The organism is Undibacterium sp. YM2, from assembly GCF_009937975.1.
Taxonomy (GTDB): Bacteria; Pseudomonadota; Gammaproteobacteria; order Burkholderiales; family Burkholderiaceae_D; genus Undibacterium.
This window is the reverse complement of sequence record NZ_AP018441.1, coordinates 3541636-3567518: the sequence shown is the minus strand read 5'-3', so window position 1 is coordinate 3567518 and position 25883 is coordinate 3541636. Positions and strand designations below refer to the sequence as shown.

The 25883-nt window shown below is 52.5% G+C and carries 20 protein-coding genes, 1 tRNA gene and 1 pseudogene; 14 read left to right on the top strand and 8 right to left on the bottom strand.

Annotation, left to right across the window (positions count from 1 at the left end; translation table 11 throughout):
- Positions 1-96 precede the first annotated feature (96 nt).
- Complete coding sequence (locus UNDYM_RS16165; RefSeq protein WP_162041941.1) at positions 97-408, top strand: 2Fe-2S iron-sulfur cluster-binding protein; 312 nt, start codon at positions 97-99, stop codon at positions 406-408.
- 13 nt (positions 409-421) lie between these two features.
- Here UNDYM_RS16165 and UNDYM_RS16160 read toward each other — a convergent pair whose 3' ends face one another.
- From UNDYM_RS16160 to UNDYM_RS16140, 5 genes are all read right to left on the bottom strand, one after another.
- Positions 422-1417 (bottom strand): CapA family protein, encoded by a 996-nt coding sequence (locus UNDYM_RS16160; RefSeq protein ID WP_162041940.1) that lies wholly within the window; start codon positions 1415-1417, stop codon positions 422-424.
- Positions 1414-1785, bottom strand: a complete 372-nt coding sequence (locus tag UNDYM_RS16155) for a hypothetical protein (protein WP_162041939.1) — start codon at positions 1783-1785, stop codon at positions 1414-1416. The genes UNDYM_RS16160 and UNDYM_RS16155 overlap by 4 nt, the downstream gene beginning before the upstream one ends.
- Positions 1786-1887: 102 nt before the next feature.
- Positions 1888-3282, bottom strand: a complete 1395-nt coding sequence (locus tag UNDYM_RS16150) for an MBL fold metallo-hydrolase RNA specificity domain-containing protein (protein ID WP_162044654.1) — start codon at positions 3280-3282, stop codon at positions 1888-1890.
- A 151-nt stretch (positions 3283-3433) separates the two neighbouring features.
- Positions 3434-5566: a 3-hydroxyacyl-CoA dehydrogenase NAD-binding domain-containing protein gene (locus UNDYM_RS16145; RefSeq protein WP_162041938.1), complete on the bottom strand. Its 2133-nt coding sequence runs from the start codon at positions 5564-5566 to the stop codon at positions 3434-3436.
- Positions 5567-5594: 28 nt separating this feature from the next.
- Positions 5595-6797, bottom strand: a complete 1203-nt coding sequence (locus UNDYM_RS16140; protein WP_162041937.1) for an acetyl-CoA C-acetyltransferase — start codon at positions 6795-6797, stop codon at positions 5595-5597.
- Positions 6798-6939: 142 nt separating this feature from the next.
- On the opposite strand from UNDYM_RS16140, the gene UNDYM_RS16135 reads away from it, so the two are divergent.
- From UNDYM_RS16135 to UNDYM_RS31115, 4 genes are all read left to right on the top strand, one after another.
- The gene (locus tag UNDYM_RS16135; protein ID WP_162041936.1) at positions 6940-7419 is read left to right on the top strand and encodes a thioesterase family protein; all 480 of its coding nucleotides are present in this window, start codon (positions 6940-6942) and stop codon (positions 7417-7419) included.
- 73 nt (positions 7420-7492) lie between these two features.
- On the top strand, positions 7493-8278 hold the full coding sequence (locus tag UNDYM_RS16130) for an enoyl-CoA hydratase/isomerase family protein (protein WP_162041935.1): 786 nt from the start codon (positions 7493-7495) through the stop codon (positions 8276-8278).
- A gap of 257 nt (positions 8279-8535) precedes the next feature.
- The gene (locus UNDYM_RS16125; protein ID WP_007878889.1) at positions 8536-8739 is read left to right on the top strand and encodes a cold-shock protein; all 204 of its coding nucleotides are present in this window, start codon (positions 8536-8538) and stop codon (positions 8737-8739) included.
- A gap of 225 nt (positions 8740-8964) precedes the next feature.
- Positions 8965-10689: a methyl-accepting chemotaxis protein gene (locus UNDYM_RS31115; RefSeq protein WP_162041934.1), complete on the top strand. Its 1725-nt coding sequence runs from the start codon at positions 8965-8967 to the stop codon at positions 10687-10689.
- Positions 10690-10734: 45 nt separating this feature from the next.
- Here the strand turns inward: UNDYM_RS31115 and UNDYM_RS16115 are convergent, their stop codons facing one another.
- Positions 10735-11640: a LysR family transcriptional regulator gene (locus tag UNDYM_RS16115; RefSeq protein ID WP_162041933.1), complete on the bottom strand. Its 906-nt coding sequence runs from the start codon at positions 11638-11640 to the stop codon at positions 10735-10737.
- 164 nt (positions 11641-11804) lie between these two features.
- On the opposite strand from UNDYM_RS16115, the gene UNDYM_RS16110 reads away from it, so the two are divergent.
- The 4 genes from UNDYM_RS16110 to UNDYM_RS16095 all read left to right on the top strand — a co-directional run bounded on the left by UNDYM_RS16110 (position 11805) and on the right by UNDYM_RS16095 (position 15770).
- Positions 11805-12485, top strand: coding sequence for a haloacid dehalogenase type II (locus tag UNDYM_RS16110; protein ID WP_162041932.1), 681 nt, complete (start codon positions 11805-11807; stop codon positions 12483-12485).
- Between the two features lie 31 nt (positions 12486-12516).
- A complete protein-coding gene (gene aceB, locus UNDYM_RS16105; RefSeq protein ID WP_162041931.1) occupies positions 12517-14103 on the top strand; it encodes a malate synthase A in 1587 nt (528 codons plus the stop codon).
- Between the two features lie 277 nt (positions 14104-14380).
- Positions 14381-15070: an aquaporin Z gene (aqpZ, locus tag UNDYM_RS16100; RefSeq protein WP_162041930.1), complete on the top strand. Its 690-nt coding sequence runs from the start codon at positions 14381-14383 to the stop codon at positions 15068-15070.
- 133 nt (positions 15071-15203) lie between these two features.
- Positions 15204-15770 carry a DUF1415 domain-containing protein gene (locus UNDYM_RS16095; RefSeq protein WP_162041929.1) on the top strand — a complete coding sequence of 189 codons (567 nt, stop codon included), beginning with the start codon at positions 15204-15206 and terminating at the stop codon, positions 15768-15770.
- A gap of 221 nt (positions 15771-15991) precedes the next feature.
- Here the strand turns inward: UNDYM_RS16095 and UNDYM_RS16090 are convergent, their stop codons facing one another.
- Positions 15992-16186, bottom strand: coding sequence for a hypothetical protein (locus tag UNDYM_RS16090; RefSeq protein ID WP_162041928.1), 195 nt, complete (start codon positions 16184-16186; stop codon positions 15992-15994).
- Between the two features lie 31 nt (positions 16187-16217).
- Between UNDYM_RS16090 and UNDYM_RS16085 the strand changes: the two genes are divergently transcribed.
- Complete coding sequence (locus tag UNDYM_RS16085; protein WP_162041927.1) at positions 16218-17468, top strand: aspartate kinase; 1251 nt, start codon at positions 16218-16220, stop codon at positions 17466-17468.
- 92 nt (positions 17469-17560) lie between these two features.
- Positions 17561-17652 (top strand) — tRNA-Ser (locus UNDYM_RS16080).
- A 326-nt stretch (positions 17653-17978) separates the two neighbouring features.
- Here UNDYM_RS16080 and UNDYM_RS30780 read toward each other — a convergent pair.
- A pseudogene (locus UNDYM_RS30780) lies at positions 17979-18245 on the bottom strand (DNA adenine methylase); the annotation flags it as partial.
- A 372-nt stretch (positions 18246-18617) separates the two neighbouring features.
- Here UNDYM_RS30780 and UNDYM_RS16075 point away from each other — a divergent pair.
- The 3 genes from UNDYM_RS16075 to UNDYM_RS16065 are packed head-to-tail and all read left to right on the top strand — an operon-like array spanning position 18618 to position 25878.
- Positions 18618-18989: a hypothetical protein gene (locus UNDYM_RS16075; RefSeq protein WP_162041926.1), complete on the top strand. Its 372-nt coding sequence runs from the start codon at positions 18618-18620 to the stop codon at positions 18987-18989.
- Positions 18902-23968 (top strand): copper oxidase, encoded by a 5067-nt coding sequence (locus UNDYM_RS16070; protein WP_162041925.1) that lies wholly within the window; start codon positions 18902-18904, stop codon positions 23966-23968. The genes UNDYM_RS16075 and UNDYM_RS16070 overlap by 88 nt, the downstream gene beginning before the upstream one ends.
- A complete protein-coding gene (locus UNDYM_RS16065) occupies positions 23968-25878 on the top strand; it encodes a YncE family protein (protein WP_162041924.1) in 1911 nt (636 codons plus the stop codon). Before UNDYM_RS16070 ends, UNDYM_RS16065 begins: the two co-directional genes overlap by 1 nt.
- Positions 25879-25883 lie beyond the last annotated feature (5 nt).

Below are 25883 nucleotides of genomic sequence, written 5' to 3'. Positions count from 1 at the left end.
CTGGAAAGACTTCTGCCACTGCTGATAGTCAACAGGAGGGCAGGCTTTCAATCTAGTAAAATTCAGGCATGAAGACAAGGTTGATAGCGAGAAAAAATGAGTAAGCAGGATGTGTTAGGGAATAAGGTATGGACTGTGACCATACAACCCCAGGGCTGGACTTGCGAAGCCCAGGATGAACTCAGCCTGCTGGAAGCTGCTTTGCTGGAAGGCATACGCATTCCCAATTCATGCCGCAACGGTACCTGCCGCACCTGCATGTGCCAGATGCGGGCCGGGGAGATACGCTACCAGATAGACTGGCCAGGACTGAGCCTGGAAGAAAAGCAGGAGGGCTGGATATTGCCCTGCGTCGCCCAGGCATGCTCGGATGTTGTACTGGATGTGCCCGCAGCCGTCAAAGTGTAGAGGCAGGAAAAGTTCATTCAGCGTTGCTGCATTGCCTGAGCTGCCCATCCTTGCGGTTCCAGCACGCCGTGCTGGCCTCGGGTACAGGGTGGGGCACGCCATCATCATTTATCTTGGCCAAACGTGTATCCCAGGCTTTGACACCCTTTTTATCGAGTTGCAGGCGGATGACCCAGCCACGGGTTTGCGGTTCATTGTCTAGCTCATCCATGACGAAATTACCGAGGCTGTATATGATGGGCTTGCCCTTGTAATGCTCAACATCCTGTATCACATGGGGATGACCGCCGATGATGGCATCGGCACCAGCATCTAACATCAGCCTGGCTAACTGGCGTTGCCTGTCAACGGCGAGCTTGTCATTTTCCCAGCCCCAGTGCATGAAGGGTATGACCAGATCGGCATGGTATTGCTGACGTGCCTTACGTATGTCAAGTACTACCTGTTCATCTTCGCTCCAGGCTACACCGGCTGCCTGCGCTTCCGCTTCAAAGCTGCGCGGCATGTACTCGTTGTAACCCAGCAGGGCGATCCGCAAGCCTTTCTTTTCTATGATCACTGGTGTGTGCGCTTCACGCAAATTATTGCCACCGCCAAAGCGTTTGATCTGCTGCTGATCGAGTAAGGCCAGCATTTCCTGGAAAGCCCCACGGCCAAAATCACCGGAATGATTATTCGCAATCGACACTGCATCAACATGCTGCTTCAGCGTAGCAAGGGTACGGGGATGGGCACGGAAGGTGAAGTTCTTGTCGGCAGCATCACCCGTCGTGGCCACTACACATTCGAGGTTGACGACGCGAATGTCAGTACTTTTGAATAATTTGGCAAAGGCAAAAAACGGGTCTTTGCCCTCAGCAATCATTTTTCCTGGCTTGCCATCAAGGACGACGTCGCCGGCAAACAATATGCTGACACTGTCGTCTTGTGTCTGGGCCTGGGCTGTTTGTGCGAGCGTGCCAGTCAGAATAAATGCTGCCAGCAGATGACTTAAAAACTTGAGTTTCATTGCTGCACCTCCTGCAAAGTGCAGCGGTACTGCAGTTCACGTTCTACATCACCCGCATAGACTGAATTTTGCGGCGTCAGTGGGCTCTCTTTGCTGCTGATTTTGAAGGGAGGGCGGTAAGTTGCCTGATGGACTGGGATATCGCTGCGACGGGTCTGGAAATAAGCATACAGCTTGATATAGTCTATCTGCTGCTCCTTGCCTACCATGACTGCCTTGAAAGTAAAACGCTCGCCTATATCGGTGGTCTTCACATCATACGGGTCAGGCACGATCTGGCTCTCTATGGTCTGCATGCTGCCAGCATAACTGACATAGCAACGCAGCAAAGGCTTTGCCTGGCTGTTTGTACTCAGGAGGCATGCCATTAAAAAAGCGCTGCCCGCTAGTAAAGATACACGATACCTCTCCCTGGTCCCCGCAAGTGCCTGCATAGATTCACCGATGTTCGTTTATACGAACAGCGATTATCACAGTATTTGCGGATGCAGGGAAGTCAGAGTTTGGCCTTCTATCTTGTAACTGGATAAATGCTCAGGAACTTCGCAGCGCCAGCCCAGTTCGCGCTCTATCTGCTGGCGCAAATGATCAGCCGCTGCTGGCTCGCCGTGAGTGATGAAACTGCGCAGAGGCGGATGCTTCAGGTGTTTCAGCCATCCCAGCATTTCTTCATAGTCAGCATGGGCGGATAAACCGTCAACCATCACTATCTTGGCGCGTACCCTGATATCCTGGCCGTGAATACGCACGGTGCTTGCACCATTGATCAATTTCTCGCCTCTTGTGCCACCAGCCTGATGGCCGCAAAAAACGATGGTGTTCCTGTCGTCGGGCGCGATGTATTTCATGTGATGCAACACCCGCCCACCAGTGGCCATGCCGCTGGCAGAGATGATGACTTTGGGCCAGCGCTCATTGTTCAGTCGCTGGGATTCTTCCGGCGTCCTGACATATGTGGTCATGGCCGTCATGCCCGCAATATCTTCAGCCGAGAGCTTCAGTGAGTCGGCATAGTGACTATAGATGCTCGTCGCACTTTCAGACATGGGGCTGTCCAGATAAATCGGAAAGTCATGTATCTGCTTGTTCTTGCGCAGCTGGTATAACAGATACAGCAGTGTTTGAGCACGCCCAACGGCAAACGAGGGTATCAGCACCGAGCCACCACGTTGTACGGCGCTATTGATGACATCGCGCAAATCGTTTTCGGGAACACTGTTACTGTGCAATCGATCACCGTAAGTTGATTCTACGATGAGGTAGTCAGTTCTTTCCGGGAATTCTGGCGCCTTCATGATGTAATCGCGCGGCCTCCCGACATCGCCAGAAAATAACAGGCTGGTCTGTTCCATTTTTAAAGAAATGCTGCAAGAACCCAGGATGTGCCCGTTCGGTATCCATTTTGCCTGCACGTCATCGGCTATCTTGATGCTGGTATGTTCGTCAATGTAATGGAAATGCTTGAGTGCCTTGGCAACGTCATTACTGTCATACAAAGGCAGGGCCTGCTCATGCTTGGACAGGTGGTGACGGTTCAGGTAGGCTGCTTCTTCTTCAAACAGATGGGCAGAATCGCGCAATAATAATTTACAGAGCGCGAATGTGGCCTTGCTACAGTAAATCTTGCCTTTGAACCCCTGTTTGACCATCAATGGGATATATCCAGAGTGATCAAGATGGGCATGAGTCAGTAAAATCGCATCGACTTTCGATGGATCAAAGGGGGGATCTTCCCAGTTACGCAAACGCAGTTGCTTGTAACCCTGGAACAAGCCGCAATCCACCATGATGTGGCTGCGGTCCGACACCAGCAGATAACGTGAGCCAGTCACAGTGCCAGCGGCACCCAAGAAATGCAGTTTGATCAAAATACACCTCCAGTCAGGGATAGTGTTTGCCTGCTCTGTTGCCAGGCAAGTACCAAGAACACAAACACTATTGAACACGTACAGGCATATTCAAGTCAATGACCTGCCAACTCCAGGCGAGCCTTAGTTTTACTTTGTTTGTGCTAACTCAATCATGAGCACCGGTTTGTATCAGTCTCAGATAATTTTCCGGCAGAGAGAAGCGTTCTCCATAGAGTGACCGCAATTCTGCTGCACGCCTGGCAAATGCCTGTGAGCCCACATGATGCACATATTGCACTGCACCACCCGTCCATGCCGGAAAACCTATGCCAAAAATCGAACCTATATTGGCATCGCGAGTTGACTCCAGCACACCTTCATCAAGGCAACGCAGGGTTTCTATAGCCTGTATGTAGAGGAACCTGTCTTGCAAATCGGTGTAGGGCAGGCTGTGTCCTGCTTTACCAAATAATGCGCTTAGCTCGGGCCACAGATACTTCTTGCCACCATCTGCAGGATATTCATAAAACCCCGCACCGGCAGCCTTGCCTGCGCGTTGATGTTCATCAAGCATGGCATTGATGATGGCCGCAGATGCGGGGGCCTGCCAGTTTTTGCCTTCGGCTTCCAGATCAGCCTTGGTTTGCGCTGCGACCTGGCGTGACAGGCTCAGTGACACTTCATCCTGCACTGCCAGTGGCCCCACCGGCATGCCAACCGAGAGTGCAGCATTTTCTATCAGTGCAGCAGGCAAGCCTTCTGCCAGCATACTCAGGCCCTCGTTGACAAAACTGGCAAACACCCGGCTGGTGAAAAAGCCACGAGAGTCATTGACGACGATGGGTGTCTTGCCTATCTGCAGTACATAGTCATAAGCGCGTGCCAGTGTGGTCTCACTGGTTTGCTTGCCCTTGATGATTTCCACCAACTGCATTTTCTCGACGGGTGAAAAGAAGTGTATGCCTATGAAGCGCTCAGGATTACTGACGGCTTTTGCCAGGCCGTTGATCGGCAGGGTAGAGGTATTACTGGCCATGATGCCATTTGCAGCCAGCATGTTTTCCGCCTCGCTGCTGACGCTGGCCTTGAGCTCACGGTTTTCAAACACGGCTTCGATGATGAGGTCGCATCCTGAAAAATCAGTAGCGCTTGCAGTAGGCTGTATCAGTTCAAGCTGATTCGCTGCGTTTTCTGCAGACAGGCGACCCTGGGCGACTTTTTTATGCAGGCTGTTGGCAATACCGGTCTTGCCCTGCTCAGCTTTTTGCTGTGTCTGTTCTTTTAATATTGTATGTATGCCGCGCGCTGCACTGGCAGCGGCTATGCCTGCTCCCATCATGCCAGCACCAATGACGCCGAGTTTGCTGATTTTTGATTTCGGGATATTCCGTGGTCGGCTTTTGCCAGAACTGATTTCCTGCATCTGGAAGAACAGGGTGCCTATCATGTTCTTGGCGACCTGGCCAGTTGCCAGATGTGTGAAGTAACGACCTTCAATTTTCAGGGCGTTATCAAAATCAACTTGCGCACCTTCTACCATGGCTGCCAGTATGGCTTCGGGCGCTGGATAATTGCCCCTGGTTTTTTCGCGCAACATGGCAGGTGCTACCATGATCATCGGCAGCAGCTTGGCAGAGTTGGCTGCGCCACCTGGCAATTTATAGGCAGCATCATCCCAAGGCTGCTGTGCCTGCGGGTTTGCCAGTATCCATGCTTTAGCCTGCTGCAACATGTCTTCATGGCTGCTGGCGATGGCATGTACCAGGCCAGCCTTGACGGCTGCTGCAGGAGAAACCTGCTTGCCTTCGAGCAGATAAGGCATGGCCTCCTGCAAGCCCAGCAGGCGTACAGTACGCACCACACCGCCAGCGCCTGGCAATAATCCCAGCGTCACTTCAGGGAAGCCAATTTTTGCTTTGGCATTATTCAGGGCTATGCGGTAATGGCAGGCCAGCGCCAACTCCAGGCCGCCGCCAAGGGCACTGCCATTGATGGCGGCAACTACCGGTTTGCCCAGTTTTTCCAGGCGACGCAATACTGCCTTGTTTTTCTCCACCATCTCCAGGCAGGTTTTGGCATCTTGTATGCTGATGAGTTCACGCAAATCGCCACCAGCGAAAAAACTGTCTTTGCCAGATGTCAGAATGACGCCGCTGACTTGCTCTTTTTCTTCTTCCAGCCTGGCTGCGGCAGATGCCAGTGCATCGCGAAATGCCGCGTTCATGGTATTCACTGACAAGCCCGGCATGTCGATGTTGAGAGTGACTATCTGATGTTCGTCTTTGCTGTAATTGATCATGATGTTTTTCTCGTTCTTATGTTCTGATTTATACGCGCTCTATGATGGTGGCGATTCCCATACCGCCGCCCACACAAAGGGTGATCAGGCCACGTTTTAACTGACGTGCTTCCAGCTCATCAATCAGATTACCCAGCAACATGCAGCCAGTTGCCCCCAGCGGGTGGCCGAGTGCAATTGAGCCGCCATTCACATTGACTTTTTCCTCCGGCACTTTGAGGTCTTTCATGAACTTCATGACGACAGCCGAAAAGGCTTCATTGACCTCAAACAAATCGATGTCTTCTATACTCAGCCCTGCTTTGTTCAAAGCTTTCAACGTCGCAGGGCCAGGGCCGGTCAGCATGATGGTGGGGTCTGTTCCAGTGACTGCGCTGGCGACGATGCGGGCACGCGGATTCAAACCCAGGCGCTTGCCCATGGCCTCTGTGCCTATCAGGGCGAGGGCGGCACCATCGACAATGCCGGACGAGTTACCAGCAGTATGTACATGGTTGATACTCGCTATGTGCGGATACTTGCGTATGGCGACACTGTCAAAACCCATCTTGCCCGGCATCTCAAATGAAGCCTTGAGAGAAGCCAGCGTTGCCATGCTGGATTGTGGTTTGATGAATTCATCTTCAGCCAGTATTACCAGGCCATTCATGTCGCGCACCGGGCGCAGGGACTTGAAGCGGCCAGCCGCCCGTGCCGCCGTGGCTTTTTCTTGCGAACGCAGGGCAAAGGCATCGACATCTTGGCGGCTGAAACCTTCCAGCGTCGCAATCAGGTCCGCGCCTATGCCTTGCGGTAAAAAGTCAGTCTGCATGCTGGTTTGCGGGTCGGCAGCCCAGGCACCACCATCCGAGCCCATGGTTACGCGCGACATCGATTCAACACCACCTGCTACCACCAGGTCTTCCCAGCCCGAGCGTACTTTTTGCGCCGCCAGATTAACTGCTTCGAGGCCTGATGCGCAAAAGCGGTTCAGTTGCACGCCTGCGACCTGCCAGTCCCAGCCTGCTGCCAGAGCCGCCGTCTTGGCGATATCTGCACCCTGGTCGCCTATAGGCGTGACGCAACCCAGCACGACATCATCGATCAGTGCGGTATCGAGCGACAGACGTTGCTGCATATCCTGCATCAGGCCAGACAATAAAGAGATGGGCTTGACGCTATGCAGCGAACCATCTTTCTTGCCTTTGCCACGCGGCGTGCGTGGCGCATCAAAAAGATAGGCTTCGGTCATTTCATTCTCCTGTTTGCTGGTCTGTATATGAGGGTTAGATGGCTTTATTGCTGCTCAAGTGTATGATGATACAATTAATAAAGCAAATGCTTGATTAATTATTTTGTTACCATTTTACTCACAGGATAGTAGGAAAAAGGCAATGACACAAAACATCATTAATAATCCAGAGTTTCAGGGCATGCTTAAAATGGTGATAGAGGAAAAAATCCCGTTTTGTCATTTGCTGGGCATGAAACTCGACAGTTTTGACCCGGATGCTCCACGCCTGTCCATAGGCATGCGCGACGAGTTACTCGGCAATTTTGCCCAGGGCATGCTGCATGGCGGTGTGATCGCTTCTGTACTCGATAGCGTGGCTGGTTTTGCCATCTTGCTAAAAATGGCACAGCAAAGCCCGCAAGATGATGTGATCTCGCAGATCAAGGAATTTGGCAAGATGAGCACCATAGACTTGCGCATCGATTATCTGCAACCAGGGCGCGGCAAGCATTTTGTGGCCAGTGCAGAAGTCACCCGGCTGGGCAAGCGTGTCGCCAATGTCCTGATGGACTTGCGTAATGAAAAAGGCGACAGGATTGCGACAGGTGCGGCCGCTTTCATGCTGCATGGCCGTGCCTGATTGCCTTTCTGCCCACTTGTACTAGGATGTAGATACAAACGTGTAGATACAAACGACGACAAGGGGGAGCAGCATGAGCATACGTCTGGAAAAAGCAAATGGACTGGCCACCATTATTTTTGATAATCCAAACTGCATGAACGTTATGGGCGCAGCAGAGATACGTGCCCTGAACCAGTTAACCGAGTTGCTGGCAGAAGACCGCAGCATACGCGTGGTCATTATCCGTGCTGAAGGCAAGGTGTTTGGAGCGGGTGGGGATATTGCCAGCTTCAAGCCCGGCGACCCGGCATCTCCCGAGGCCATACGTGAAATTGGTGCCGAGCTGAATCAGGCAATATTGCGCCTGCACAAATTACCTGCAATCGTGATTGCCTCTGTGCATGGTGCGGTTGCTGGTGGCAGCATGGGAACCATGAACGCGGCAGACCTGGTCATTGCGGCCAAGGGCACACGTTTTAATATGGCGTATGCGAAGATAGGTGCCAGCCCTGATGTGGGCAACACCTGGTTTTTGCCGCGTCTGGTTGGTAACCGCAAGGCACTGGAATGGTTGTTGTTTTCAGAAAATTTTGATGCTGATGAAGCTCTGGCGTTTGGCCTGATTAACCTCGTGGTACCACCTGAGCAATTAAAAGATGTCACAGAAAAACTGGCAATGCGCCTGTTGCGCGGGCCGCAGGAAACCTACGCCAGAATGAAACGCCTCGTATATCAGTCTGATGCCACTTCGCTTGAGCAGCAGGTTAGTGATGAAATCGAGGCTTTTGCCTCAGTCACCATGACTCCGGACTTTGCTGAAGGGGTCTCAGCTTTTCTTGACAAGCGTACCGCGCACTTCGGCTGCAAGCTGAACTAAGCAGTATTGATTGCTCTTGTTTAGGGGGAATGTGACAGTTTCGTGACGTTTTTTGCCCCTGAAACCCGTGTTTTCCCTCTGAAAATGCAAGATTAATCGAGTACCTGGTGTTTTATTTTACTTTTTCCCGAAATTCTGCGTATAATCGTTCAGTCGTTGAGATTCAAAGTGGTAGTGCAGTATCAGTCTGTCATTTCTTACTTGGTTGAAACGATCTATCGGGCACATGCCCACATTAACTGAAATAGGAAATTGTAATGGCAACAGGTATTGTTAAATGGTTCAATGATTCAAAAGGTTTCGGCTTCATCACTCCAGATGAAGGCGGTGAAGATCTGTTTGCTCATTTCTCCGCTATCCAATCTAACGGCTTCAAATCTTTGAAAGAAAACCAACGCGTTTCTTTCGAAGTAACTACAGGCCCTAAAGGCAAGCAAGCTTCTAACATCCAAGCAATCTAATTGCTGATTTGTTAGTCTGGCGTTATGCCAGATTTGCTCAAAAAATCCCCGGTTCCCCGGGGATTTTTTTTTGCAAAAGCACAAAATTTTCTTTCACGAAAATTTGCAAATTTATTTATACTTGAGCTGTATTTGCCGTGTTACTGTTGTCTCTGATCAATACTCTTAGTAAGAATTTTTTGTATTCTGGTTCCAAATCGGAATGTTAAAAAGGGAGAAGTGAAGATGTTCAATCTGACAATCAGGTTAAGACTGATAGGTGCAATGGCTTTCATGGCAATCATGCTGGTTATCGGCGGATTGATGGGAGTATATGGCGTCAGGAACAGCAATGCCGTCATCAAGGAAATTTTCACTAACCAGTTGCCTTCGGTCGAAGCACTGGGACAATCCCGCGTCTTTATCCTTCGTGCCCGTACTTCTCTGGACAGGGCTATCGGCCATCCAGAATTCCCGGACACTGCGGAAACGATCAAGCGCTCAGAAGAATACTTGAAGCAATCTGAAGATTACTGGAAGAAATACCTGGCTTTGCCGCAAGACACTGAAGAGAAAAAGATTTCTGATGAAGTCGCAGCCTTGCGCGACAAGTACATCAACAGCGCGCACCTCCCCATGCTCAATGCCATCAAGGCAGGTAATAAGGAAGAAGCTGACAATATCAATATGAAGATAGTGCCGCCAGCCTACAGCGCCTATTCTGATCAGATGGACAAGCTCAGTGATTATCAATTTGCTGGTGCTGCCAACTCCCTTAAAGATAGCGAGCGGGCTTTTACTACCTTCCTGTGGGTTGACATATTGGGTGTGATCGGCGGTCTGGTTGCAGTGTTTATCTCTGCCTACTTTTTGTTGGCTGCCATTTCTCATCCACTGAAGTTGGCGATTAGCCAATTTGAGGCGATAGGCAATGGTGACCTGACCCAGCAGTTGAAACCTACATCCCGCGACGAAATGGGGCAACTTGTTACTGCTCTGGAGAACATGCGTCAGAGCCTCATGCAAACTGTCACCATGGTGCGGCAATCAAGCGGCTCTATCGCTGTATCTTCAGAAGAAATTGCGACTGGCAACATGGATTTGTCCAGCCGTACCGAACAACAGGCTGCCAGCCTCGAAGAAACAGCTTCGTCCATGGAAGAGCTGACATCGACAGTGCAGCAGAATGCCGATAATGCACGCCAGGCCAATACCCTTGCATCGAATGCGTCTGAGGTCGCCAGCAAAGGTGGGCAGGTGGTGGGTGATGTGGTGCACACCATGTCATCAATCAAGGAAAGTTCCAAAAAGATTGTCGATATTATTGGTGTCATTGACGGCATCGCCTTCCAGACCAATATTCTGGCTTTGAATGCTGCTGTTGAGGCTGCCCGTGCGGGTGAGCAGGGTCGAGGTTTTGCTGTGGTCGCGACAGAAGTGCGCAATCTGGCGCAACGCTCTGCCAACGCTGCCAAAGAAATCAAGGAACTCATCAGCAATTCTGTCGATAAAGTCGAAGTAGGCTCACGCCTGGTCGATGATGCGGGCAAGACCATGGACGAAATCGTGGTCTCCATCAAGAACGTCGCCGATATCATGGCAGAAATCACATCTGCCAGCGCCGAGCAAAGAGACGGTATCAACCAGGTCAGCCTTGCAATAGGCAAGATGGATGAGGCAACCCAACAAAATGCTGCGCTGGTGGAGCAGGCTGCAGCGGCGGCCAGCAGCATGCGCGACCAGGCCAATAACCTGAACCATGCTGTGAGTATCTTCAAGATTGATGCAAACGATGCGGGAGATAATAGTGGCAAACCTGCCGTGGTTTCACCTGCAAAAGCTGTCATCAGGGATAATCCTGTGACTAAGCGGTCTGCTGTCAAATCACTGCCTGCGGCAACGCCGGCTACGCCGAAAAAGACAGCCAAACCGGCAGCTTCGGCAGCGCAGGATGACTGGGAAGAGTTTTAATTCTCCACGTTCAGGGTTTTCAAACCTGAATGGCAAAAATCCTGCTCAGGATTTTTGCCAGTAATCCGGCTGGCTGTAGGCATGACGCAAAAAGTCAATGAAGGCACGTATGCGCAAGGGCAGGTGACGGCGCTGGGCAAAGATCGCATAGATATCATTGCCCGGTGCATTGAATTCATCGAGCACCGTGACCAGCTTGCCTGATTCAATTTCTGCACCCACTTCCCACATGGAGCGCCAGGCCAGGCCTTTGCCTGACAATGCCCAGTCGTGTAGCACTTCGCCGTCATTGCAGACCATATTGCCTTCCACCTTGAGCGTGACATTCTTGCCGTTCTGGCGAAAGGTCCAGCCACGCTGGCTGCCATCGGCACTGAAAGCCAGGCAATTGTGTCTGCTGAGTTCATCCAGGGTGTTCGGTGTGCCATGGCGTTTGATATAGGCAGGGGAGGCAACCACGACACGCTTGTTGTCCGCCAGTTTGACGCCTATCAGGTTAGAGTCCGTCAAAGCTGCAATGCGTATCGCCACGTCTATACCCTCACCGATCAAATCAACGACCCGGTCATTCAGGCTTAGCGTCAGCTTCACATCGCGGTGCTCACTTAAAAACGAGGGCATCAGCGGGGCCACATGCTGGCGGCCAAAACCTGCGGGGGCTGAAATCGTCAGCGTACCGCTAGCACGGGCGCTGCGTTCTGATACCGCACCTTCCGCTGCTTCCAGGTCTGCGAGGATGCGCTGGCAATCTTCGAGAAAGGCTTCGCCCTCATTGGTCAGCGCCAGCTTGCGTGTGGTGCGTTGCAAGAGTTTGACCCCCAGTCTTTCTTCCAGCGCATCCAGACGGCGGCCTATCATAGCCGGGGCCACGCCTTCAGCACGGGCGGCTGCAGACAGGCTGCCGCGTGTTGCCACTTCAGCAAAGGTAGAAATTTGTTTGAATTGATCCATGACAGCCTGGCTGGTTAACTCTTCATTTGCAACTAAAATGAAAAGATGTAGTGATGAAATTCGATGATTATAGTATTTTATATTGAATATACTGCTTTCATGATGTTTGCTATTTAATTTTTCACATCCAGGCCAGTCTCACATTCAGCGCAATCAATAAAACCATGACCATCTCTGCCATCGCCTTTGACGCCTACGGTACCCTGTTTGATGTGTATTCCATCAGCGAACTGGCAGACAAGCTTTTTCCTGGCAAGGGCAGGGCACTGGCAGAACTGTGGCGCGACAAGCAGATTGAATACACCCGCCTGCGCACCATGTGCAGCATGTACAAGCCATTCTGGGAAGTTACCCAGGATGCGTTGATATTTTGCTGCCAGAAACTGGATCTGGATTTGACGCTGGATGCACAAAACAGCCTGATGGGCCAGTATGCACGGCTGAAAGCTTTTCCTGAAAACCTGCCGGTCCTGCAAGCCTTGCAGGCACAAGACATGAAAATGTCGATTTTATCGAACGGTAACCTGCACATGCTACAGTCAGCGGTGGATGCGGCAGGCATGCAGGGCATATTCAGCCATTTGCTGTCGGTCGAAGTCGTCAAAAAATTCAAGACCGCACCTGAAGCCTATCAAATGGCACCCGATGTATATGGTGTGCCAGCAAAAAATATTTTGTTTGTGTCCAGCAATTGCTGGGATGCCTGTTGCGCCACCTGGTTTGGTTACACCACCTTCTGGGTCAATCGGCAAAACGCACCTCTGGAACAACTGGGCGTGACGCCGCATGGTGTAGGGCACACGCTCAAAGACCTGATTCCCTTTATAGCAAAACACCGCAACTGATTTCGTTTTAATTCATTTTTTGGAGACTACAATGACACAACTGACTTTACCTGAAGGCATGCAAATCAGCGGCGAAATCAAGCCAGGCTTTGCCGAAATTTTGACCCCAGATGCCCTGGCCCTGGTTGCCAAACTGAGCCGCGCTTTCGAGCCACGCCGTCAGGAATTGCTGGCTGCCCGCGTAGAACGTGCGAAGCGCCTGGATGCCGGTGAACAGCCAGACTTCCTGCCAGAAACACGTCATATCCGCGAAGGTGACTGGAAGATCGCTCCTATTCCAAAAGCACTGGAATGTCGTCGTGTAGAAATCACAGGCCCGGTAGAGCGCAAGATGGTCATCAACGCCTTCAACTCTGGCGCTGACAGCTACATGACTGACTTTGAAGATTCCAATACCCCAAACTGGGATAACCAGATCACTGGTCAGATCAATATGCGCGACGCCGTGCGCCGCACTATCAGTCTGGAGCAAAACGGTAAATCCTACAAACTGAACGACAAGATCGCCACTCTGGTCGTGCGCCCACGTGGCTGGCACCTCGATGAAAAGCATGTGCTCGTCGATGGCAAGCGCATCTCTGGCGGCATTTTTGATTTCGCCCTGTTCCTGTTCCATAACGCCAAAGAACAACTGGCACGCGGCGCTGGCCCTTACTTCTATCTGCCCAAGATGGAATCCCACCTGGAAGCGCGCCTGTGGAACGATATTTTCGTCATGGCACAAAATGAAATCGGTCTGGCACAAGGTACGATCAAGGCCACAGTGCTGATCGAAACCATCGTTGCTGCGTTCGAGATGGATGAGATTTTGTATGAACTGCGTGAGCATAGCTCAGGCTTGAACGCTGGTCGCTGGGATTACATCTTCTCCTGCATCAAGAAGTTCAAGAACGACAAAGACTTCTGCCTGGCGGACCGCGCCAAGGTCACGATGACCGCGCCTTTCATGCGTTCTTATGCCTTGCTGTTGCTGAAAACCTGCCACAAGCGTAATGCACCGGCAATTGGTGGCATGGCCGCACTGATTCCTATCAAGAACGATCCAGAGAAAAACGAGATTGCCATGGGCGGCGTGCGCAATGACAAAGCCCGTGATGCAACAGATGGCTACGATGGCGGATGGGTTGCTCACCCAGGCCTGGTCGATCTGGCGATGACAGAGTTCAAGAAAGTATTGGGCGATGCACCGAACCAGATTTCCAAACAACGCCCTGATATCGAAGTCAGCGCCAAAGACTTGCTGAACTTCCAGCCAGAAACACCGATCACTGAGGCGGGCTTGCGTTACAACATCAACGTCGGTATTCATTACCTCGGCGCATGGCTTGCTGGCAATGGTTGCGTGCCTATCCATAACCTCATGGAAGATGCTGCAACTGCAGAAATCAGTCGCTCACAAGTCTGGCAATGGATACGTTCTGCCAAGGGCAATCTGGAAGATGGCCGCAAGGTCACCGCCGACATGGTCCGCGCCATGATCCCGGAAGAGCTGGCCAAGGTGAAAGAAGTGGCAGGTACAGGCCCTACTTATGACCGTGCAGCGCAAATTTTTGAAGAGATGTCAACGTCGGAAGACTTTGCTGAATTCCTGACTCTGCCTTTGTACGAAGAAATTTGATGTTCTGGCAGCATTAGTGCTGTAATCAGTTAAAAAAGCGAACCTTGTGTTCGCTTTTTTTATTAGCCTCTTGTTTCTTTCAATAAGTCTTGTTCAGCTTATTTGAAAAACATGTTTAATTTATCCGCCTGGTCAGGTAAAAAATAGCAATACATCACACATTTTAACAATAAGGCAATATAAGTTTGTTATATTGTTGCTCACTGTGCTGGCGCGATCTGGAATCTGCCAGGCAGCAAAACCGGGCAACCCATACCTTAGAAAAGTGAGTGAAAAAATGAAACAATATGGAGCTGAATTTTTGGGAACATTCTGGCTGGTACTTGGCGGTTGCGGCAGCGCAGTGCTGGCAGCGGCTTTCCCTGGTGTGGGCATAGGCTTGCACGGTGTGTCGCTGGCTTTTGGTCTGACTGTGCTGACCATGGCTTATGCGATAGGCCATATCTCTGGCTGTCATCTTAATCCCGCGGTCTCTATAGGCTTATGGGCAGGTGGCCGTTTTCCTGCCAACAAATTACTGCCTTACATCGTCGCCCAGGTATTGGGCGGTATTGTTGCCGGTGGTGTCCTGTATCTGATTGCCAGCGGCAAGGCCGGTTTTGACGTGTCTGGCGGCTTTGCTTCGAATGGTTACGGTGAGCATTCGCCTGGTGGTTATTCCATGGTGGCGGCACTGGTGACTGAGGTTGTCATGACGATGATGTTTCTGGTCATCATCCTTGGTGCTACCGACAGCCGTGCACCACAGGGTTTTGCACCTATCGCTATTGGCCTGGGTTTGACGCTGATACATCTGATCAGCATCCCTGTCACCAATACCTCGGTCAATCCTGCACGTAGTACAGGCGTGGCCATCTATGTGGGCGGCTGGGCTCTGCAGCAATTGTGGCTGTTCTGGCTTGCACCTGTCGTTGGTGCTGTGCTGGGTGCGGTCAGCTACAAAGCCATTGCTGGTGAGGCGAAGTAAAGACTGAACAGCAGGGCAGGGTGCAAGGGTTGAAGGCTCTGAAATACTGTGCATATCATGCAAAATTGTCGGATGTCATGCATCAGCAAATTTGCCATGTTATTCTCGGGCCTTCACTCTTTTTTTGTACATCATGCCCAGCAATCTCATAAACACCGACGACGTCATTTCCGCAACCGCAGCCTGGCTGGACAAGGCCGTCATCGGTCTGAACCTCTGCCCCTTTGCCAAGGCTGTGCAAGTCAAGCAGCAGGTACGCTATGTCGTCAGCGAAGCAAAAACGCCAGACAGCTTATTGGAAGACCTGGAGCGCGAGCTCGAATTGCTGGCAGAAGCCAATCCCGAGAAGATAGAAACCACTTTGCTGATCCATCCCCTGGCCTTGCATGATTTCCTGGACTTCAATGATTTCCTCGATGTCGCCGATGGCATGCTGGAGGAAATGGAGCTCGACGGCATCTTGCAAATTGCCAGCTTCCATCCTGATTACCAGTTCGCCGGTACCGAGCCGGATGATATAGAAAACTACACCAATCGCTCCCCCTATCCGACCCTGCATCTGCTGCGTGAAGAAAGCATAGACAGGGCAGTTGAGGCTTTCCCTGAGGCTGAGCAAATTTATGAAAAGAATATGGCAACCATGCGCGAGCTGGGCCATGAAGGCTGGCGTCGCCTGTTTTCCAAATACGCTAAAAAATAAATTAGGCAGTTGCGCGCAAAATTTGCATATCAATTGAATTCTTATATTGATATGCAAATAAGTAATTTGCGATTCCGGGTCCTGATGAAATGATCGATGATGCTGTCAATCCAATATACTGGTCTGGAGTATGTTTTATCAACTCCTTGATTTAAAACATAAAAACAGAAGTATTTCACACTCTGTCCGCTGCGATAGGCATTATTCCTGAATGCCATCAATCATTTTTCTTTCTCCCGCAGTTCCACAGACACCCGCTTTCTTGCAAATTCCTTGATTGAATAACCATGCTTCTGTAGAAAATTTGCTTTTGCCAAACCTTGAGCCAGCATTTCTTCAGGTTTTCTGCGTGCAAGTGCCTTGTTATTTTGCAGGGCAGCATGTACAGTAAGAGGTTGATTTTCCGCATTTTTCACCCTTTAGTCTTCTATCTTAGTTTCTATATCTATGGCTTTAATCGTCCACAAATACGGCGGTACTTCGATGGGTTCGACAGAACGCATCAAGAACGTCGCCAAGCGCGTCGCCAAATGGCATGATGCCGGTCACCAGATAGTCGTGGTGCCTTCAGCAATGTCTGGTGAAACAAATCGTATCATCGGCCTGGCAAAAGAAATTTCTGCCCAGCCTGATCCCCGTGAACTCGACATGATCGCTTCTACCGGCGAACAGGTCTCTGTCGGTTTGCTGGCCATTGCCCTGCAAGCGATAGGCAAGCAAGCCGTGTCCTATGCAGGCTGGCAAGTTGCCATCAAGACGGATTCTGCCCACACCAAGGCCAGGATCGCCTCGATTGATGAAGCCAAGGTCAAGGCTGACCTTGATGCAGGCAAGATCGTCATCATCACCGGCTTCCAGGGTGTGGATGAGCTGGGTAATATCACGACCCTGGGTCGTGGCGGCTCTGATACCTCTGCCGTAGCTGTTGCTGCAGCACTCAAGGCGCAAGAATGCCTGATTTATACAGACGTTGACGGAGTCTACACGACCGATCCACGCGTGGTATCTGATGCGCGCCGCCTGAATACCGTTACCTTTGAAGAAATGCTGGAAATGGCTTCGCTGGGTTCCAAAGTACTGCAAATCCGCTCCGTCGAATTTGCCGGTAACTACCGCATGCCTACCCGCGTTTTGTCATCACTGACTGACCCATTAATACCGCTGGAAGAAGAAGCGAATTCCGGCACCCTGATTTCGTTTGAGGAAGATACACACATGGAACAAGCTACCATCACCGGCATCGCGTTTAACCGTGATGAAGCAAAAATCACCGTCCTGGGTGTGCCAGACAGGCCAGGCATCGCCTATCAAATCCTGGGCCCGGTTGCTGATGCCAATATCGAAGTCGATATGATCATCCAGAACCAGTCCGTCGAAGGCAAGACTGATTTTACCTTCACTGTACCACGCGGCGAATACACCAAGGCCATGGACGTGCTGGAAAACAGCGTCAAGGCCCATATCGGTGCCGGCAGCATCGTTGGTGACTCCAAGGTATCCAAGGTCTCCGTCGTTGGCGTAGGCATGCGCAGCCATGTTGGCATCGCTTCCCAGATGTTCCGTACCTTGTCGGAAGAGGGCATCAATATCCAGATGATCTCCACCTCAGAAATCAAGATTTCGGTCCTGATTGATGAAAAATACATGGAACTGGCAGTCCGCGCCCTGCACAAAGCATTTGGCCTGGAAAGCGCATAAAATTTTTTCTGGCCTGACTGTTGACCAAAGTCATACAAGCAGCTATTATCACGGTCTCAATTGCAGCTGAGTTTTAGCGGCTGCAATAGTGTGGAGATGTGGCCGAGTGGCCGAAGGCACTTCCCTGCTAAGGAAGCATTTGGGGTAACCTGAATCGTGAGTTCGAATCTCACCATCTCCGCCAGCAATACTGAAAAAGCCTCTGGGTAACCAGGGGCTTTTTCTTTTTCAGATCCCCTCACATAGGTACGGCTGCGAAGAACTTTGCACAGATTGATATATAACTTTGCATTCCATTTTTTCCCAGTCGTACTTAGACAAGTACTTCAACCTTAAAATCTTCGTATCTCAATTTGTAAGGCCGCGTGAAACTTTGCACTAGCTTGCGAATAACTTTGAATTTCGTCTAAACTGGCTTTTCACTCCATTCTTCAGTAATTTTGAAGTCAATCCAGTCATTTGGAATGTTGACATTAATAATGCGACTGCTCCCAAGGTGCGACGACAGCCCCTTCCCTTGCATGTCTTTATAAACTCGGCCATGAGCACATAGTTTTCAAAGTCAAAATCCACGCCGTATCCCTCTGTCTCCCAGTACGGCGGGTCGCAATAAAAGAAAGTATGCGCCCGGTCAAATCGCTTCATGCAGTCTAACCAGGCCAGGTTTTCCACATACGTTCCTGCCAGGCGCAAATGGGCAGCGCTAAGACTTTCCTCGATTCGACACAGATTTATCGGTGATCCGGTTGTGGCCGTGCCAAAGTTCTGTCCGGTTAGCAGCCTAGTTGCTTGTCACTTTGCTGGATGATTTATATCCATGCGACTCTTGTTTAGTGCGCAATCCTGCGTCGCTTGATGAGGAAAGGTAGAACGTCGCTGACGTGGTTTTGCCAGAGGGCATTCCGGGCTGGCACATTCGTGATCAACTTTCACGCAGGTTTGACATCTCGCGCTGATTGATTTGTATTAAAAACACAACGACAATCCAGCCGCAATTAAAATATTTCCACTGATTGCTAAAAACTTAAGAAATTAGAGTATAGTAAAGTCGAAATTGTAAAAAAAACAATCAAAAATATAAACAGCTGGCAGCTCTGCCAGGTTGTACCCAGGTTTATCGCACCCCAACTTTCTTGAAATGGAACTGAGATGAAATTCCTTTCTATGATAGGCGGTAGTCTCGCCCCCATCTTACTCATGCTCGCCGCTCAGGCCCAAGCCCAGATTGCGCCAGATAATCTGGCTGCTGCGCGTTGTGAACGCGTCGTCACGGCGGATGTGGTGGCGATAGACCAGGCCATGATGATTAACCGTCTGGGCACCTCACAACCGGGCGGCATGGTGTATGCGTTGCGGGGGATGTGGTTGCTGTCAGCGGTAGCACGCCGGGACCGGGCAATGCGCAATTGCGGCCAGGCAAGCGGCCGCGGCCCATGGTCTTGCGGGCAAATGTGGGTGACTGCCTGGTGGTCAATTTCCAGAACTGGCTCAAACCGGCCAGTGTCAATCCCAACCCGGTGACAAAAAACGCGTCTGTCCATGTGGCGGGCATGGAGGCTGTCTCATCCATCAGAGATGATGGCAGTTTTGTTGGCAATAACGCGGTGTCGCCTTCAGGCAATGACAGTGGCATCATCGCCCCGGGCAGGGCCATGATCTATCGTTTGTATGCGGCGCAAGAGGGTACTTTCCTGCTGTACAGCATGGCAGGGCAGGAGCAACTGACGTATGGCCTGTTTGGTTCTGTCAATGTGCAGCCACGCGGGTCTGAGTGGTATCGCAGCCAGGTCACACAGGCCGAGATGCAACAGGCATCGGGTACCAGTGCGACTGGCTACCCGGTGATCAATTATGATGCATTGATACCCGGCAGCAGCAAGCCTGTGCTGAAGATGCTTGATGCCAGGAATAATATCGTTCACAGCGACCTCACCGCCATCATCACCGGGCCCAATCATGGTCCCTTCACGTTCAGCGGTACCCGCAATCCATCTTACCCGAACCCAGAATCACCTTACCGCGAAGTGACGGTGATGTACCATGAGTCGTTCACGCTGGTGCAGGCTTTCCCGCAGATGAATAATCAGAATGATCCACTGAACGGGGTCTTGAGCGGTGCCAGTGATGCGTTTTCCATCAACTATGGTTCGGCTGGTATCTCTGCTGAAATCCTGGCCAACCGGCTCAAGGTCGGGCCGACTGCTGATTGCCCTGAATGCAAGTTTGAAGAGTTTTTCCTGAGCTCCTGGGCTGGTGGTGACCCTGCCATGGTGGTGGATAATCCGGCCAACCTGACCTGCTCGCCCCAGCCTTGCACACCGCCCAAGGCTACCAAGGCTTTCTATCCGGATGACCCGTCGAATGTTTATCACACCTATCAGGGCGACCGTGCGCGCTTCCGTGTCTTGCATGCGGGGCAGGGTATTTTCCATGTGCATCATCACCATGCGCACCAGTGGCTGTATTCGCCGGACAGCGACACCAGCAGCTATCTCGATAGCCAGACCATAGGCCCGGGTTCTTCCTATACCATGGACCTGGTCTATGAAGGCAGCGGCAACCGTAACCTGACGCCGGGGGACTCCATCTTCCATTGCCACTTCTACCCCCATTTTGCCAGCGGCATGTGGGCGCTGTTCCGCGTGCATGATGTGCTGGAACTGGGTACGCCGCTGGGTAGCGATGGTAAGCCCAGACCTGGTTCGCGTGCCTTGCCTGATGGTGAGATCGTCGCAGGCACACCCATCCCCGGTGTCGTGCCCTTGCCAACCCGCGCCATGGCACCCTTGCCAGCGGCAGTGCAGATTGATAAAGGCCAGGTCAGGGTCACTGGTGCGGGCAATCCCGGCTACCCCTTCTTTGTACCAGGCATTGCCGGACACCGTGCGCCACATCCGCCAAATGATTTTGCGGTCGAGAATGGTGTCACTCTCAACGGCGGCCTGCCACGCCACCTGATTGCCGGTGGCAAAATCTCTGTCGATAAAGTCACGCCGACTGACTTTACCAAGGAGATGAGCGTCATCAATGCCATAGAACTGCCCGAGCAGGGCACCGCCACCGAACAGGCGGCGATGAGCATGCATGAGCAAAAATCCGTCAGTACCAGGATGCCTGACGGCAGCCCTGCGCAGTTCGCCATGAATGGCTTGAGGCGCGCACCTGGTGCACCCTTTGCCAACCCTGCCAGAGGTGCCACTGTCACGCCGCCATTGCGCATCTACAAGGGTGCTGCCATGCAGACCGACGTTGTCCTGAACAAAAAAGGCTGGCATTTCCCGCAGCAACGCATACTGGCCTTGTGGCAGGATGTGAAACCGATACTGAACGGTGACAAACCACCAGAACCCCTGTTCTTCCGCGCCAACAGTAATGACGTAGTGGAGTACTGGCACACCAATCTCGTGCCCAGTTATTATGAGCTCGATGATTTCCAGGTGCGCACACCGACGGACATCATAGGTCAGCATATCCACCTGGTGAAGTTTGATGTGCTTGCCTCTGATGGCGCTGCCAATGGCTTCAACTATGAAGACGGCACCTTTAGCCCTGACGAAGTGCGCGCCCGTATCAATGGTATCAACCAGGCTGGTGGTATAGCGGTGAATGGCAAACAAGTCAGGCTGACCCCCAAAGCCATCGCCACCTTTGGCAATGGCCCTACACCCGGCAGCATGCAATGGGTGGGCGCGCAGGCCACGGTGCAGCGCTGGTGGGTAGATCCGGTGATGGATAAACAAAAAGCTGACCGCACCCTGCTGACAGTGTTTACGCATGACCATTTTGGCCCATCAACGCACCAGATGGTGGGCCTGTATGCCGGGCTGGTGGTAGAACCCACGGACTCGCGCTGGACTTCAACAGATGGCAAAATCCTGTTTGGCAACCGCAGCGATGGCGGCCCAACCAGCTATGCCGCAAACATCGTCCCGCGTCAGGGCAAGGCCTACCGTGAATTTGGGCTGGCAGTGGCTGACTCCCAATTTGCCTACCTGCCTGCCAGCCGCACCAGCTTTGATTGCTATCCTGGGCAAGACCCCGTGTATAGCGGCTGCAAGCGCAGTGTGAACGGCACTTACACTGGCTGGGCTGACCCGCTCAATGGCATCAACTGCGTTGGCTGCCTGCCAGTTGCACTCAGCAATCCGACCAATCCACCAATTCCACCATCGACCACGCCCAGTATCATTGGTGGTTTTGGTGTCGGCGTATCGGTACTCAATTACCGTAATGAGTCGCTGGCCTTGCGGGTGGCATCTGCCAATGGTGCCGTCAATGCAGGCACTGACCTGGCACGCGCTTATTCGTCCACATTGCGCAATGATGCACAACTTAACGTGCAGCCTGTGGGCGGCAGCAACATCAATCCGCGTTGCGTAAAAACTGCCACGAATAATTGCTTTAGCTTCCCAAGGCAGCCTCTCAGCGCGCAGATGGGTGGCACTGATCCTTTCACGCCAATATTGCATGTCTATGAAAATGACCCAGTGCAATTGCGCCTCATTGATGGTGCATTGGTGGGTAACCATACCGTCACCGTGAATGGCAATAAATGGCTGTTCGAACCCTTCAACACCAATTCCGGTTACCGTGGCAGCCAGACCATGGGCTTGTCTGAACATTTTGAAAGTCTGTTCACCATCCCGCAAACCGGCAGGACGCAGTCGCTGGATTATTTGGTCAACGCCAGCAATGCCTATGATGGCAATGTCAGTGGTGCCTGGAGCCTGATGCGCAGTTATAACAACCAGGTGTCATGGCTCTCACCTTTGCCTGGCAATTCCAGTATCAGGCCGGTGGCCACCACCATGCCCAACCTTCCCACTGATTGCACGGCACGTGGCCCTTGCTTGCGTCAGTTCAAGGTATCGGCGACGACCATACAACAGCTGCTGGGTTCCAATAGCCCGCTGCTGTACAACAGCCGTGGTGCCAGGCTGACGAATGGCAAGTTCTCGAATCAAACCCTGAACGACCCCAATGCCATCGTGTATGTGCAAGACCAGGACCTGAACCCGAATGGCACTTTGAAAGCCGGGCTCAATATTGAGCCGCTGGCCTTGCGTGCCGCTGCTGGCGATGTCATCCGGCTGCAACTGACCAACCGCGTCAATGCCAGGGCGGCTGTATTTACCACGCCTGAATCTGCCGCGCGGCCAACTCTGGGCTTTACAGATGCCTATGCCAACATCAATCTGCTGCCTTCGAGCCAGGCAGGCTTGCACCCGCAATTGCTGGCGCTGGATGTCAGCAATGCAGATGGCATGAACGTGGGCATCAATCCTGTGCAAACCGTGGCCGCCTGCAACCCCGCACCTTGTACCGGCACGCCGCCATCCATTACCTACACCTGGTATGCAGGCACCCTGCAAAACGAGAATGGCGTCACCAGGGCCACGCCGGTAGAATTTGGCGCACTCAACCTGACACCCGCCGACCCGCTGATGCAGGCTTATCACGGTCTGTTTGGCGGCATCATCATAGAACCGCTGGGTGCAAAATGGCAGGACGATGCCGGCACGCATATTTCCAGCACGGTGTCGCCGGTGGCTGGCAAGCCCTTCCGTGATTTTGCGGTCTTCATGCAAACTGATATCGCCATGCAGTATCAGGGCAAATCACTGTACAGCGTGGGCTCGCCCCTGATGGCGGTCAACTACCGAACTGAACCTTTCTTTTATCGCTATGGCACCACTACCAATGTGAACCTGGCTGGGATTGATACAACGGCTGAGGTATCCAATACCCAGGTCAATGGCGATCCGCAGACACCGGTCTTCCGCGCCAATGCAGGAACACCTGTGCGCTTCCGCCTGTTTGGCCCACTGGGGCTGGCAGATAACCTGAATGTATTTGAGCTGACCGGGCATCAATGGCAGTTTGAACCCTATGCCTATAACTCGACGAGGATAGGTAGTAACCCTGCATCCTTAGCTACGGGTACGCAGTCAGGCTATGGCACGACATCGCATTTTGATGTGGTCGTCGATAAGGCCGGTGGTGCCTTCGCCGTGCCGGGCGATTATCTGTTCCGCAGTTGGCCCAATGGTCAATACAGCGCCGGTGGCTGGGGCGTGTTCCGCGTCAGCCCTGCCCAGGCTGGTGCGGCCAAGGCAGCCTCTGCCACTGTAGCCGTGCAGGAAGTGTTTGCCGATGTCGTCGTGATAGACAAGGCCGTGTCCATTGAAGGCATACTGGAAGTGAGTGGCAGTGTCACCGTGCGCCCCGGTAGCGTGCAATGGGAGCTGGCTGACTCTGTTGTCATCGTGGCAGATGGCAAAGAAATCGGCAAGGTTGCGGTTGACCAGACAGGCCGCTGGCAATTCAAGGCCAAGACCGCCATGCCTGCCATGCTGGAAGTGCACTCTGCTTTTGGTGGCATTGCTCAGCACAGGCCGGTAGCAACTGTCCTGACGGCGACGAATACCCTGGAATCCGTGGACAAGCAGGCTGAGCCGCCTGTGCTACCACTGCAAAAATTTGAACGACGGAAGCGTTAATGGGGCACGCCATACTTAGCAAACCTGCCTGTGCACACAAGCGCTGGCATCAGGCCCTGACAGGGCTGATGCTGGGGGCAGTTTTTGCTGGTAGCGCGGGTGCGGCATCTGTGCCCGAGGCTGACACCACCGCAAATCAAGTGGTCAAGGATGGCGTCTCCCTGCAACTGGATCTGTCGCAATCCATGCAAGAGGGCGCAGAAGCACGCTTCACCCTGAGCCTGCGCGATGCGGCGAGCGCCAATCCCATCCGTAATGCTCGGCCTATTGCCTGGGTAGATGGACTCGACGGACAAACCAGGGCAAACGAAAACAGTGAGCAAGCCTGTCGTCGCAAGGTTGCCACCTTTATCGGCGGTGATTTGCTACATACGCCCGCACTGAGTCTGAATGCCTATTATGTGCTGGCCCTGAATGAAGATAATTCCATTTCCGTCATCAATCCGCAAACCGGCTTTGGCGGCTCCAAGCTGCTGACCATGGTGATACTGAAAGGGGTAGGGCAGGACTGGTTGCTGACGCCTGAGCAAAACCTCTGGGTCAGCCAGCCACAGGTGCATGAAGTGGCGCTGGTTGATACCCGCAACTGGCAAGTCAGAACCCATGTGCCCGTGCCTGGTCATCCCGGTCAGATGGCCTTGCGCCCCGGTGCGCAGCAAGTATGGGTATTGACGGATGATGGTGTGACAGTGCTCTCATCATCCAATGGCCAGTTGCTGGCAAACATCAAGACAGGGCAGGGCAGCCACGCCATCGCCTTCAGTGATGATGGCAAGGGCGCATTTGTCAGTAATGGCGCAGACAATAACATCAGTCTCATCGACGCTGGCAGCCTTAAAAAAACTATCGATATCGCCAGCGGCAGCAAACCTGTCGCCATGGCATGGTCATCCAAGGCGCAACTGCTATATGTAGTACATGAAGCTGATGGCCAGGTGGTTGCCTTTGATACGGCAGGCAAGCAGGCAGCCAGCATCAAGGCTTTGCCGGGTATCTCGACTATCCGCTTGACGCCTGATGGCCGCTATGGCTTTATCCTCAACCCACAAAAAAACAAACTCGATTTGCTTGATGCTGCCACCAACCAGATCGTGCAAGGCGCAGATATCGCGCATGGGCCAGACCAGGTCACGTTTTCTGACCGCATGGCCTATATACGGCGTCGCCATAGCGAAATCATGCAATTGGTGCCGCTGGATGCCATCGCACATAATATACAGGCCGGACAGCCACTGGCGCTGGCGTCTGTCAGCTATGGTCAAAAAGCCCCGGACCAGGGGCGCAGCACAGGCAGCCTGGCAGACACCGTAGTCATGGTGCCAAATGGCGCAGCTGCTTTGCTGGCCAACCCGGCTGACCGTACCATCTATTACTATCAGGAAGGAATGAGCGCACCCGCAGGCAGCTTCCGCAATTATGGCCATGAACCACGTGCCGTGCTGGTGCTGGATCATAGCTTGCAAGAACGCCAGCCTGGCCTTTATCAGGCCAGTGCCCGCTTGCCAAAAGCTGGCAATTACCAGGTGGTGTTTTATCTTGACTCACCCAGGATGCTGCATTGTTTTCCGATCACGGTGCAGACTGATCCGTCCAGGCCACCTGCAACACGCTATGCCGTGACACTGGCTGGCACCACGCCCACCTTGAGCAAAGGTGAAAATCAGAATTTGCAATTCGCCATCCGCGATGCAGTCAGCGGCCACATCCAGACAGGCATTCCTGATTTGCAGGTACTGCTTTTCAATACGACGGGCGCACAACTGCAATTCGATGCGCATGAACAAAAAAACGGCGACTATGCCATTAGCTTTGCGCCGCCCGTCAGCGGGTATTACTATGTCTATTTTCAGGCAGCATCGCTGGGCATGAGCTGGAATCAGTCGGCGCGACTTGTGCTGACGGTGAAATAAAGACT